11 protein-coding genes, 1 riboswitch and 1 other annotated feature are annotated in these 13,931 nt (G+C 38.0%); of the genes, 4 read left to right on the plus strand and 7 right to left on the minus strand.

The genetic code is table 11. From position 1 onward, the window contains the following. Positions 1-17 precede the first annotated feature (17 nt). From ruvX to recD2, 6 genes are all read right to left on the minus strand, one after another. Positions 18-434: a Holliday junction resolvase RuvX gene (gene ruvX / locus CRI88_RS07085; protein ID WP_036124334.1), complete on the minus strand. Its 417-nt coding sequence runs from the start codon at positions 432-434 to the stop codon at positions 18-20. A gap of 2 nt (positions 435-436) precedes the next feature. Continuing rightward, on the minus strand, positions 437-703 hold the full coding sequence (locus CRI88_RS07090; RefSeq protein ID WP_004226839.1) for an IreB family regulatory phosphoprotein: 267 nt from the start codon (positions 701-703) through the stop codon (positions 437-439). Positions 704-859: 156 nt separating this feature from the next. After that, a complete protein-coding gene (gene alaS / locus CRI88_RS07095; protein WP_089933437.1) occupies positions 860-3,520 on the minus strand; it encodes an alanine--tRNA ligase in 2,661 nt (886 codons plus the stop codon). Positions 3,521-3,634: 114 nt separating this feature from the next. Further along, positions 3,635-3,852 (minus strand) — a binding site (T-box leader). Between the two features lie 67 nt (positions 3,853-3,919). Then, on the minus strand, positions 3,920-4,885 hold the full coding sequence (locus tag CRI88_RS07100) for a magnesium transporter CorA family protein (RefSeq protein ID WP_036124338.1): 966 nt from the start codon (positions 4,883-4,885) through the stop codon (positions 3,920-3,922). A gap of 247 nt (positions 4,886-5,132) precedes the next feature. Next, a riboswitch (M-box (ykoK) riboswitch) is annotated at positions 5,133-5,298 on the minus strand. 56 nt (positions 5,299-5,354) lie between these two features. After that, on the minus strand, positions 5,355-6,788 hold the full coding sequence (gene hpaB / locus CRI88_RS07105) for a 4-hydroxyphenylacetate 3-monooxygenase, oxygenase component (protein WP_036124339.1): 1,434 nt from the start codon (positions 6,786-6,788) through the stop codon (positions 5,355-5,357). A gap of 137 nt (positions 6,789-6,925) precedes the next feature. Continuing rightward, a complete protein-coding gene (gene recD2 / locus CRI88_RS07110; RefSeq protein WP_058844063.1) occupies positions 6,926-9,358 on the minus strand; it encodes an SF1B family DNA helicase RecD2 in 2,433 nt (810 codons plus the stop codon). Between the two features lie 189 nt (positions 9,359-9,547). Here recD2 and hisA point away from each other — a divergent pair, with 189 nt between their 5' ends. From hisA to CRI88_RS07130, 4 genes are all read left to right on the plus strand, one after another. Then, positions 9,548-10,315 carry a phosphoribosylformimino-5-aminoimidazole carboxamide ribotide isomerase gene (gene hisA, locus CRI88_RS07115; RefSeq protein ID WP_101966498.1) on the plus strand — a complete coding sequence of 256 codons (768 nt, stop codon included), beginning with the start codon at positions 9,548-9,550 and terminating at the stop codon, positions 10,313-10,315. Beyond that, entirely contained in the window at positions 10,312-10,599 is a 288-nt protein-coding gene (locus CRI88_RS07120) for a hypothetical protein (RefSeq protein WP_036124345.1), read from the plus strand. Before hisA ends, CRI88_RS07120 begins: the two co-directional genes overlap by 4 nt. A gap of 433 nt (positions 10,600-11,032) precedes the next feature. After that, positions 11,033-11,569: a hypothetical protein gene (locus CRI88_RS07125; protein ID WP_180957785.1), complete on the plus strand. Its 537-nt coding sequence runs from the start codon at positions 11,033-11,035 to the stop codon at positions 11,567-11,569. A gap of 16 nt (positions 11,570-11,585) precedes the next feature. Continuing rightward, positions 11,586-12,308, plus strand: coding sequence for a GTP pyrophosphokinase (locus CRI88_RS07130; protein WP_036124348.1), 723 nt, complete (start codon positions 11,586-11,588; stop codon positions 12,306-12,308). A 143-nt stretch (positions 12,309-12,451) separates the two neighbouring features. On the opposite strand, the gene CRI88_RS07135 is transcribed toward CRI88_RS07130, so the two are convergent. Then, positions 12,452-13,894, minus strand: a complete 1,443-nt coding sequence (locus CRI88_RS07135; protein WP_101966500.1) for an MDR family MFS transporter — start codon at positions 13,892-13,894, stop codon at positions 12,452-12,454. Positions 13,895-13,931 lie beyond the last annotated feature (37 nt).

The following is a 13,931-nucleotide window of genomic DNA, read 5'->3' on the forward strand; positions in this document are numbered from 1 at the left end:
CTAAGTCACCTCATCAATTAATTTTTGCTATCTAAGTAGCCTTGTAAAATCATCACAGCCGCCATTTTATCAATGACCTGCTTGCGCTTTTTGCGACTCACGTCCGCTTCGATTAGCATACGTTCTGCAGCCATCGTCGTTAAACGTTCATCCCATAACTTAACCGGTAGTGAAAATGTTTCTTCCAACAACTTTTTATAGTCCTCAGATGCTTCTCCACGCGGTCCTACCGTATTATTCATGTTTTTCGGATATCCTACAACAAATTCTGTTATAGCATATTCCTTTACTAGCTCGGCGATGCGGTCAATGCCGAACTCTCCGTTAGCCTCATCAATTTTTACGGTTTCAATACCTTGGGCAGTCCACCCGAGTGCATCACTAACAGCAACCCCAACAGTTTTCGACCCAACGTCTAATCCCATAATTCTCATTTCTAGTCCTCGTTATTCTTTTTAATATAAAATTTAACAAGCTCCTCTAGAATTTCGTCACGCTCAAGCTTGCGAATTAAATTACGAGCATCCTGATGGCGAGGAATATACGCCGGATCACCAGAAAGTAAGTAACCAACAATCTGATTGATAGGGTTATATCCCTTTTCCTCTAATGAAGAATGTACTTTCAACATTACTTGCTTGACTTCCTGTTCCATTGATTCTTCTGGAAAATTAAATTTCATCGTTTGATCAAATGAACTCATGACCAGCACCTCGCTTTCAGAAATAAGGAGATGTGCAGACAAGCTCATCTCCAATTTCTCTTTATTATAACATGTTTTGGCGTATTATCAATTATACCTCGGCATAATTACGTTCGGAATCAGCCAGAGGCTTTCACTTCTTTTCGTTGAAAGAAGTTAAATGGATTTAATATAATCATACACAGAAACTAATGCTTCTTCAAGTTTTGAGGCATCCTTTGCACCTGCCATCGCCATATCTGGGCGACCGCCACCTTTACCGCCACAAGCTTCTGCAACCATTTTCACAATATTCCCTGCATGGTAATTGCCACCAACTAATTCTTTGGAAACCCCAGCGCATAACATAACTTTTTCGCCATCAACCGCTCCAAGAACAATAACTGCTTTTGGCATTTTCACTTTTAAGTCGTCCATCATTTGACGCAGTTGATTATTATCTTTCGCCTCTACTTTTGTCGATAGAACTGTCACATCACCAATTGTTTGTGCTGCATCAACGATAGCTCCTGCCTGTGCATTTGCGATTTTTTGGGATAAGGCTTCATTTTCTCGTTGTAACTCTTTATAGTCAGCCTGCAATGCCTGCACTTTTGTCACGACATCTTTAGGGTTTGCTTTTAATAATGCTGCTGCCTCATTTAATAAAGCTTCTTCCTCTTTTACTGCTTCATAGGCAACCTTACCTGTCACAGCTTCAATACGGCGAGTACCTGCACCAATACCACCTTCTGAAACAATTTTGAAGAAGCCAATTTCAGAAGAACGTTTGACATGGATACCACCACATAGCTCAATCGAATAATCTCCTATTGATACGACACGAACTACATCGCCATATTTTTCACCGAACAATGCCATTGCACCCATCGCTTTCGCTTCGTCAATGCCTTTTTCTTCAATAACGACCTCTATATCATCCCACACTTTCTCATTTACAATACGCTCGATTTGCTGTAATTCTTCTTTTGTAACTTGACCAAAATGAGAGAAGTCAAAACGTAATCGGTCAGGACCTACATATGAACCAGCTTGATTAACATGATCGCCTAGCACATCTTTTAATGCACGTTGCATAATATGTGTCGCTGTATGGTTTTTAATAATTAAATTACGGTCATCACGATTGACCACTGCTTGCACTGCATCTTCTACATGCATTTCACCAGATTCAACTACTACTGTATGAAGCGGTTGACCATTCGGTGCTTTTTGAACATCTTTTACGATAGCCGTAAAACGATCATTTGAAATAGTACCGCTATCAGCAATTTGACCACCCATTTCTGCATAGAATGGTGTCTTCGCTAAAATAACGAATGCTTCTTGTCCTTCAGAAGCAACTTTTGCTACTTGACCATTGACGATCATTGCAGCGATTTCAGTAGAAACCGTTAACGTATCATAGCCAACAAATTCACTTGCAACTGTTAAGTTTGCTAATACTTCATTTTGTACTTGCATAGAATCAACATCTTGACGAGCTGCACGAGCACGTTCACGCTGTTCTTCCATCGCTGCCTCGAAGCCCTCATGATCAACCTTCATGCCCACTTCTTCTGCATATTCCTCTGTTAATTCGATTGGGAAGCCATACGTATCGTATAAACGGAAGGCATCTGCACCAGGAATATAATCGTGGCCAGCTGTTTTTTGCGATTCCACTACTGCATTAAAGATTGCTAAACCACCGTCCAATGTTTCATGGAAACGAATTTCTTCATTTTTAATGACACGTTGAATAAATTCACATTTCTCCGTTACTTCTGGATAGAAGTCTTCCATGATTTTCCCTACAGTTGGTACCAGTTCAAACATAAATGGCTTCTCAATGCCAATTTGTTTAGCATAACGAACAGCACGGCGTAATAAACGACGCAATACATAACCACGTCCTTCGTTTGAAGGAAGAGCACCATCGCCAATGGCAAAAGCTACTGTACGAATATGGTCTGCAATAACTTTAAACGGTGTATTAATATCCTCTTCTGAGCCGAAAATTTCATTTAAATCTACTTCGCTAGGACGCTTATATTTACGGTTGGCAAATTCCTCGATTTTTTCAATGATTGGCATGAATAAATCTGTATCGAAGTTTGTTGGTACATTTTGAACAACAGATACAATACGCTCTAAGCCCATACCTGTATCAATATTTTGCTTTGGTAGGGGTGTGTATGTACCATCAGGATTATGGTTGAATTGCGAGAACACAAGGTTCCAAATTTCGAGATAACGTTCGTTCTCCCCACCTGGATACATTTCAGGATCATTTTCATCTGAGCCATATTCTACACCACGATCATAAAAAATCTCTGAGTTAGGACCAGATGGACCTTCTCCAATATCCCAGAAGTTTCCTTCTAAACGGATTAAACGCTCTTCAGGAATACCGATTTCTTGATGCCAAACATCATATGCTTCCTGATCTTCAGGGTGAATTGTGATAGATAATAACGCTGGATCAAAGCCCATCCATTTTTTATCCGTTAAAAACTCCCAAGCATAATGGATTGCTTCTTTTTTGAAGTAGTCACCAATGGAGAAGTTTCCTAACATTTCAAAGAATGTATGGTGACGAGCTGTTTTCCCAACGTTCTCAATATCATTGGTACGAATCGATTTTTGTGCATTCGTAATACGTGGATTGTCAGGAATAACACGACCATCAAAATATGGTTTAAGAGTGGCAACACCTGAGTTAATCCATAGTAGTGATGGGTCATTTATTGGCACAAGTGGCGCTGATGGCTCATGATGATGTCCCTTTTCTTTAAAAAATTCCAAATACATACGGCGAATATCTACTGCTTTCATTGGATAAATTCCTCCTATTTTATATTGTAAAATCACGATAAGAATCCTGCGATCTACATGAATTACACTTTGGAGAGTACTATCGAAGAAAATAAAAAAAGCCCTCATCCCCAAAAAAGGGACGAGGACTTGTCATTTGTCTCGCGGTACCACCCTAGTTGTAAGTAAAAAATGCTTACTTACCTCTTTAGCACTTGTAACGTCAGTGAACGGCAGGGATTAGCTGCACTCTGGAGTAGCTTTCGGCATTTGCTGTCGTGAGGATTTTTCCAGCCTAGAAATCCCTTTCTTGTACACGCACAAATACGTACTTTTTCCATCATCGTTTTTACTTTTTCTAACGAAATTATAAAAAAAATCTATTGTGCTGTCAATTAGTACTACTATGACTAATGCTATCTAAGCAATCATTTTTTTAAAATATACCCACATACCCCAAGTAAAGAGCACTAGAAAAGCACTGATTGCAATCGTTGCAATAGGTGAATCCTGATAAGGTAACGGCACATTCATACCAAAAAAGCTAGTGATCACAGATAATGGTAACATTATTGTAGAAATAACTGTTAGTAAATTCAGCTTTTCAATGGATTTACCACTATTAATTGAAAAATATGTGTCGAGTGTACTGTTAACTAAATCGCGGTATGTCTCTGTAGAGTCAACAATACGTTCTAGATGGTCATTTAAATCTTTATAGAATGGGATATTTTCTTCCTGTATCTCAAATTTCCACTGACCATTGATTGTTGAAAAAATTCTTCTTTGCGGCATGATGGCCTGGCGAATTAAAATAATGGCCCGCTTTAGTGCAAGAAATTCCTCAGTCACTACTTTAGGTTGATACTCATAAATTTCTTCTTCTAGTTCATCTATGCGAGTTCGAATTCGCTCTAATACTGGAAAATATTCATCTGTAATGCCATCTATAATGGTATGCAATAAAAAATCAGTACCCTTTTCCATATATTCGGAACGATTAACACAAACATTTTCCATGTGACCTAGCCATTGCAATTTCCGTTTGTGTACAGTGACAACATAGTTTGGACCCATAAAAATATTGAGCTCAACGGTTGTAATTTCATTATTACTTTTTTCATTATAAATGGGTGCATGGAAAACAAAAAATTTATAATCGCCATAATTGTCCATTTTCGGACGGGAGCCTTCATGTAAGCAATCTTCAACTGCTAATGGATGAAAGCCAAATACATCTGCTATATTATTCAATTCATTATAACTATACGCATATAAATCTACCCATAATAAATCTTCATTATGAATAGGTAGTTGTAAATCCTTCATGTTGAAATCATGTTGGACTGTCTTGTTGCTGCTATTAAAATAGTGGATTTTAATCATTGCACTTCACCTCATGTTTTGTTATTGAGGGAAACAAAAGGTCATCCTTTATCGCCTTTTGTCTGCGTTGGTGATCCGAAATGGATGCCTTTTATTTGTTTCCGTTTGCCTAGAATGATACTTATTCGGTTCAGGACTACTATCCATTTCTCATCACCTTCCTTTCATAACAAAAACACGCCTTCTACGAATGAAGGCGTGTTGAATACACATATCAAAAAAGAGCAATAAAAAATCGTTGCATGCGTGTTACCTTCAAACGTTGAGTTTTAGCACTATGCGGCATAGGAATATGTCCAGCTACGTTAAAAAACACCTTATTTCGATGATTTCTGTTGACCCATTGGCGTCTCTCGACATTTTTGGGTAGTAGCGTATCTCCAGCATAGGAGCCTCACCTAACGAAGGGATGTTATTCTTTTATTCCTATAAATCATAGCGGATTGAATTCAAACTGTCAAACTGTAAATCATTCATTTTTTAAAAAGTCTTCTACTCTTTGCACGAATTGGTCCCGTTTATACGATTGATAGAGCAGGCTAGATAAACGCACTGGATCACCAAAGAAAAAGCGTTCATACAGTGTTTGCCTTGTGCCAAAACTACTCATTGTTAAATCCCAAGCTAAACGAAATTTTTTCACTCGCTCTTCGCCTTTATCTTGGAATGATTGCAAATAGTGATCAAGATCTCCTTCATCTGCTGCAAATGCTTTGGCACTTGGTATGGACATTAAGCCGCTTGCCCCAAGTTGTTGGATGATTTCCGTAAAAGTCGGATATACTCTCGGGAAAATTTGAATGGCTACTTGCAAAGTTGAGAGGTCTGGTCGAAGAAAGCCGAACATATCTCGCTGTGCATCTATTTCTGATTTTACGAGCATTGCCTTCATCGTTTCTAGTGTCACAATTACATCCACTACTTTTTGTTGTACATGTTGATAATCACCGATATTAATGGTGTCCACAATCGACTGCACAACACCTAATACAAATTCAGTCTTCGCAATTTGCCGAGAAAGTACTTGATGTAAACTGTATGCTTGGAAGCCACTAACATTCATAAATTGATTGGCAACATCTACATTTTCGTAATAAAAAACCCGTTCCCAAGGGACAACTACATCATCAAAAACAACAATCGCATCCATTTCTTCAAAACGAGAGCTTAATGGATAATCAAATGAGGAATCTCCACCTACAAAAGATTGGCGACATAAAAACTTTAAGCCCTTCGTATTACTCGGTATCGAAAAGCCGAAACCTTTTCCTTCATCATAACCATTTGTTGATAAAACGAGCAGTTCATCCGTTATGCCGCCTTGTGTTGCTAGTAATCTCGCCCCTTTAATGATTAAACCTTCACTCGTCTTGTCAATAATTTTGGCAGCAATCGTCACTTCTTCATCCTCATAGTAATAGCGCTTACGGTTTACCTGTGGTTCGATAAAGGTATGGGTCATAGTAATATCATTCTCACGAGCATACTCATAAAACTTCAGTAAATGCTCTGGAAAACAATTTGGCTTATCTTTTAAAAAGTCTGACGCTGAAGCTAAGGCCATTAAGGTCGTATTCATATAATCTGGGCTTCTCCCCATAAAACCATGGGAAGATAATGCCCATTCCCTTGCCGCATGGCGCCTTTTCACAAGATCTTCTGGCGTCATTACTTGAAGAAAAGACATGCCAACTCTCTGCTTGCTAGTTGGCGATTCATAGGTCATTTTTTCAAGAAGAGCCCCTTGATGTTGTAAGTCAAAAAGTTTTGCTTGACTCTGCATAATCCCCTTAAATGCAGGATGTTCTGACACCTTTCCTGTCACGACTTCCCCATCAATCGAAATATACGTTTTTAAAGCATCTATACGTTCAATATACTGTTGCCCTGTCATTATTGGCATGCTGTCACCCCTATACATTCCCTATGTTTTTGTACTCACCTAGTATATGAAATGTCCAAATATTAGGTGACGATGGGCTAAATAGAAAAGCCCGACTAGACAGTCTAATCGGGCATATACAGCAAATAGTAATTATTTTAGTCATTTAAAAAATCATAAGGGGAGATATCATTCATCCCAATCATTGGATGAATATATGGTGCTGTTTCTACTGTTAGCTTTTGTGCTATGGAGACGGGATTGTTCAACTCCTGCTCCTCTATTGACATAGCCTCCACTTCCACAATTTCTTCATTGATATCCATCGGATTAAGTCTTGCACGTAAAGAAGTGAAACGCTGTAGGTCATCTGTACGCTGTAAGCCATCTGCAAGTACATCGGGTTCACCACATAAAATCAAAAAGTTTTTAGCACGAGTAATCCCTGTGTATAAGAGATTACGCCGCAGCATTTTTGAATATCCTCTGACAACTGGCATAATAACTGTTTGAAACTCAGAGCCTTGAGATTTATGAATAGAGCAGCAATAGGCTAGTGTCAATTGGTTCAAATCACTGCGTTGATAAGTTACCTCGATACCATCAAAGGATACGATCAGTAAGTCCTGTTTTTCGATCGTTTCTTTTGCTTTAATAATACTGATGACCTCGCCCATATCTCCGTTAAAAACATTGCTCTCAGGTTGATTGACCAACTGAAGTACTTTATCTTTTATGCGATAAGTCACATCACCAAAGACCAGCTCTTTTCTTGTTCCCGTATCATTTGGATTAATGAGCTCTTGAATCATTTTATTTAAATTATCAATACCAGCCGTACCTTTATACATGGGTGCTAGCACCTGAATATTGCGAATTTCCTGTCCTTTGGCTACTGCACTTTTGACAACCTGCGTGACAACATTGGCAACTTGATCGGCTGAAGCCTTTATAAACGAACGATCAGATGTTTTAGCTGTTAAATCATTTGGAATCGTTCCCTTTTTAATTTGATGGGCAAGCTCAATAATTGTAGAGCCCTCTGCTTGTCGATAAACATCTGTTAGTTCAACAGTTGGCAGTTGCTTTGATGCTAATAAATCCTTTAACACCTGTCCTGGCCCTACTGGTGGAAGCTGGTCCTGGTCCCCTACAAAAACAACCTGGACATCTTCATGTAAAGCTTTTAATAACTGATGGGCAAGCCATGTATCCACCATAGACATTTCATCCACAATGATGAGCTTTCCTGTTACCTCACGCTCTGTTTCTTCCTCTTTTTCTTGCCCTGTAAAGCCAAGTAGACGATGAATGGTCATTGCAGGAAGCTCAGTTGATTCAGCTAACCGCTTGGCAGCACGTCCAGTTGGTGCACAAAGGATGATAGGAAATGGTTCTTCTTTTTGAGCATATTCTTTTGGATTTAATGATAAACCATGTAGCTTTGCATAAACTTCAACCACTCCACGTACAACCGTTGTTTTCCCAGTACCCGGTCCACCTGTCAAAATCATGACGGCTGAATTTAAAGCCTGTTCAATAGCATTTGCTTGTGTCTCAGCGTAGGTGACATTGAGTAGCTCCTCTGTTTCTCCAATGGCTTTTCTAATTTCGTCCTTACTAAAATGCTCAGCCTTATTATTTCGCTCAATGAGCGATACGATTTTAGAGGCAATCCCTACTTCAGAAAAATAAAGGGATGGTAAATATAATCTAGTTTCTTCACCACAAATTTTACCTTCTTCACGTAGCTCAATACAGGCTTTAGAAATGTCCTCAAACGGGATCTCCTGCCGCTGACTTTGTTGAAGCATATCCTTTACAAGCGGTAGGACATGCTCCGCATCTAAATAGACGTGTCCATCTGATAAAGCAGCTGTATTTAACACATGAAATATCGCTGCTTTGACACGATCAGGATGTTTACCAGTAATTCCTAGTTTAGCCCCTAATTCGTCAGCCCGAAAGAAACCAACGCCTTCAACATCTTCGATCAAGCGATATGGATTTTCAGTTAGTAATTCTATGGCTTCAGTTCGATAGGTTTGATAGATTTTCATACCGAGCTGTGGACCAAAGCCCCACTCATTCAGTTGAATCATCACACGTTCTAGGCCTAGATTTTGTTCGATGGTGCGATGAATAACTTCTTTTTTTTCAGTGGATAAGCGTGGAACGGCGTCAAGTGCACTAGGATCTTCTAAAATAACACGAAGAGCATTAGCCCCTAGTTTTTCTACAATCGTTTCAGCCGTTTTTTTCCCAATTCCTACAAATAAGTCACTAGATAAATAATGAATAATCCCTTGCTCAGTTGCAGGAACCTCTTTCGTAAATGTCTCGATTTGAAATTGAGCACCATATTTAGGATGCTGTTTTAAGATACCCGTAAAACGATATTGTTCATCCATTTGTAATGGTGGAAAATAACCAACAACGATAATTTCTTTATCTTCATATTGTAAGTTCGTCTCTTGTATTTTCACACGTACAATCGAATACATATTTTGTGCATTATGAAAGATAGAGACGATTGGACGTCCGAGTATAAAAAATTTATTGAGTTCAAATAAATCTAGATGATCGGTCATGTTCGGTCCGTCCTTTCTTATTGTCTTCAATCTTTTTATTTTACCATAGCCTCATCAAAATATCGTAGATAAAAATGTATTCTCTACTTTATTTTTACATTATTGCGACAAATGACAATTCTCTGCCTTTATCTCTTATTCCATGCTATGATAAATAAGAATTAGTCGCACGGAAGGATTGTGAAGTTAGTGGAATTTAGACCTTGCATCGATTTACATGATGGCAAAGTAAAACAAATTGTAGGAAGTACTTTGGGTTATGCAAATCAAGCTGTCGTAGAAAATTTTATTTCTACACATGACGCTAGCTACTATGCAAAAATGTTTGCAAAAGATCGCTTAACAGGTGGACATGTTATCATGCTTGGTTCTGGGAATGAAGAAGCCGCCTTAGCCGCTTTAGCAGCCTATCCTCAGGGCTTACAAATTGGTGGCGGCATCACGGCTGATAATGCACAAAAATATATTGAAGCAGGCGCTTCGCATATTATCGTGACATCCTATATTTTTCATGATGGACAGCTAGACCTAGCACGTTTAAAGTGTTTAAACCAACTGATAGGTAAAGAACGTCTAGTCATTGATCTTAGCTGCAAGATGCGTGATGGAAAGTGGTTTGTCATGACAGATAAATGGACTACATATAGTCACTTCGAAGTCAATGCAGCATCTATTGCCTATCTAGAAGATTTTTGTGATGAACTTTTAATTCATGCCGTCGATGTTGAAGGAAAAAAGGGGGGAATGCAGGAAAGCCTAGTAAGGGATTTGGCTGCCTGGACTTCTATTCCTACTACCTATGCAGGTGGTGTTCGTTCGCTGGAGGATTTAGAAAAATTTAATCAATTAGCCAACGGAAAATTGCATGTAACCATTGGCAGTGCCCTCTCTATTTTTGGTGGGGAGTTACCTTATACAGATGTAGTAAACTATTGTGAAAGAGGTGGGATCTTGTGAAGCTAATTTATAAAGATTATGTTTTTCCATTTCAAGAAACAAATTTAGAGAGAATCATAGATGGTAAATATTTTAAAGTAAATAAAAAAGATCATTCTCTTGCGATTCACGTGCAACTGGACAACGAACAAATGTTACTAGAGTTTTCAAAATCATTAAAGGCAACTTGTGGCTTGTTACGCGATCAAGAAACAGAACCGTATATCGGAACATATATTGATTTACAGGTTTTTGTCGATGAGTTTAATAAGCGCTATAACTTAAATGCTGAAATTATTACTTAAACCGAAGGGGCACTAGCTCCTTTTTTTCATTTTCTCACCTCCGTCTCCTCTATTCCTTTCAACAATTTCTGAAACCTTTTGTTTGTCATATGAGTTATATATTGTATAGCATTACGTATAAGGGGGTCACATGACTAAACTCCATATTAAACATATACTACCTTATTTTTTTATGCTTCCCGCACTTCTTATAGGAACGATCGCTATGATCTTCTACGGTGTAGACATAAGTATTTAGATACAAAATATATTCATCTGGATGTTAGGCGTTTGTTTTTGCTATGTCATTTTAAATAAAACACCCCTAATAGAACTACATAAGAACCCTCTTTTGGTCACATCTATTTTAACTATTTTACTTATTCTGCCCTTTTGGTTTAATGGCTTAGAGGGTGTCCACCGATGGGTAACTTTGGGTCCATTCAATTTTTATATGGCCAGTATTATTTTACCTATGCTCATTGTTTATTTGTGGAGGCTATCAAAAAGTAATTATTTACCATATGTTATAGGATTCATGATTCTCATAGGTGGTATTTTACTATTGCAACCAGATGCAGGGCAAATTACTGCTTTTGCTTGTGCCTCCACCATTATTTTATGGCGAGCTATAGAAAACCCTAAATGGCAGTATATTACGCTAATCATACTAACCCTATATGTCTTTACACCCTGGATTTACATCGATCATTTAGCTCCTGTACCATATGTAGAGCAAATAATATTTTTAGTAGCAGATATGGGAAGTATGTTACTTATTTTAGGAGTTGGAGCCCTTCTATTATTAGTCTATCCATTCTTTATCACATGGAAAAAAGATATATTAGGACTCTATTTCTTGATGACAATTCTTGTCACTTTCTTTGGCCATTTTCCAATGCCTATTATGGGCTATGGAATTTCACCCATTATTGGCTATCTCATTGGGATGACAGCCACACAGAAAATAAAAATGGCACAAACCAACTAGAAAGGATTTACAAACTATGAAAACTGGACTAGAGGTAAACTCTTTAAAAACATTCCAAACTGAATTAACACGTTTCTTTTTAGCCTACAAATTTGCTCTACAGGAAGTAGAAACGAAAATAAATATATTGCAAGAAGAATTTAAGTTGATTCATGAATACAATCCAATTGAGCATATTTCCACTCGTGTAAAATCACCGAAAAGTATTTTAGCGAAGATGATGAAAAAAGAGCTTCCCCCATCCATGGAGGCTGTTCGTGAAAATATTCGTGATATAGCAGGCGCTCGCATCACCTGCTCTTTCGTGGAAGATATTTACAAGGTTAGTGCCATGTTACAGGCACAGCATGACATTGAGGTTGTTGAAGTGAAGGATTATATTGCTTATCCAAAAGAAAATGGCTACCAAAGCTTACATCTCATTATTAAAATTCCTATCTTTATGTCAGACCATATGGAAAAGGTTTACACCGAGATCCAAATTCGTACAATAGCAATGGATTTTTGGGCAAGCTTGGAGCACAAAATTTATTATAAGTATAACAAAGATGTACCCGAGCATATTCGTATTGAATTAAAAGAAGCCGCACTACAAGCAGCTGAATTAGATCGAAAAATGGAGCGTTTGAATAAAGAGATCAATATTTTAAAAGAAAATGAAGCAGAGCCATCATTACTAGACAGTACCCCTATTTCACATTTAGCGAAATACTTAACAGAACTACCTAACAATCAATGACACTCCGTTGTCATTATGACCAAAACTAAATGAACATAAAAATCCACCTAGCTTTCGGTGAGAAAAGTAAAAGACCCAATTGTCCAATGTTCTTTTTCACAGAGAGTGAGGTGGATTTTTACAGTTTTAAAGCTTTGTAATGATTATGCCTGCTCCTTGGATTTCGTCGCTACAAAGAAGGAGAAAATCAGGGCACAAATGGCAAAAACAAAGGTAGCGACATAAACATAGCTTACGCCATTCGCAATAGTTTCTTTTAAAAAGCTTACTTCTTCTAGACTAAAGCCACCTCTTGCAAATTCACCATTTAATTGAATTTCACCTTTTCCTAATGAAGCCATTTTTTCACTCGTTGCTAAGTTAAAAATCATCCCAAATAGTGCTGCCCCAATCGCTTGACTAAATGTATTTGTAAAGGAGTTTAAACCAATTGAGATGCCAAGCTGCTTCGGATTTGCCACCTTTTGAATGGAAATCATCAACATTGGCATGATAAAGCCCATTCCTAGCCCAACTAATGATGAAGCGAAATAAGCGCTGAAATCGCTAGAACCTGAAGATAGTCTTGCCAGTAATAGAGTACCCGTAACCAGTAAAATTGTCCCCATTTGAATAATTCTTTTATTCGTTAAACGCCCGATTAAATAACCTGCCATAATGGAGTTTACCGTCCAGAAAATAGACATCGGTGTTAATAATAAGCCTGCTTGTGTTGCATTTTTACCAAGAACACTTTGGGCAAATATCGGAATATAAACCGTTACACCAATCACAATAGACATCCCGCTTAATGTTAAGGCATTTATGACCATTAGTCGCCCATTTTTAAACAGTGCTAACGGAATAATTGGCTCTTCAGCTCGTAATTCCACCCAAATAAAAATACTAAGGAAGACAACCGCAATTAGATACATTAGCAATGATTGACCTGATAACCAAGCCTGCGTTTTACTGTTTTCGATAATCACAAATAACAACGCCACCATGCCAATTGTAAATAGTACAGCACCTAGGTAGTCAATTTTACGCTTCACCGCTTCTATTTGCTCTTTATAATGTTTCGCAATTAAATAAATAGATGCTAAACCAAATGGTACATTAATGAAAAAAATAAAGTGCCATGACACTTGGTCTACAATAAAACCTCCAAATAATGGACCAACTACGCCAGACACGCCCCATACCATACTTAAATAGCTTTGTCCTTTGGCACGCGCTTTTTCAGTCTTATACAACTCCCCAACCATTGTTAATGTGATGGGTAAAATTGAACCTGCACCAATACCTTGGATTGCACGAAAGACAATTAATTGCTCCATCGATTGGGCTAAACCACATAACATCGAGCCTACTAAAAAAATAATAATCCCTGTAATAATCATCCGCTTGCGTCCAAATAAATCAGCTAGCTTGCCAAAAATAATCGCAGCAATAGCAGAAGCTAGTAAATAAGCGGAATAAATCCAGCTAATTAAGTCTACGCCTAATAAATCAGCTGTAATACTTGGAATAGCCGTACTTACAATTGTTCCTTCAATTGCGGCAAGTGCTGTTACAAGTAATAGTGCAATAAATACTTTATTCATCCTGTCACCTTTTCCTTTCCTGCATAACAAACATTAC

It is taken from the genome of Lysinibacillus fusiformis (genome assembly GCF_002845985.1).
Classification (GTDB): Bacteria; Bacillota; Bacilli; order Bacillales_A; family Planococcaceae; genus Lysinibacillus; species Lysinibacillus fusiformis_D.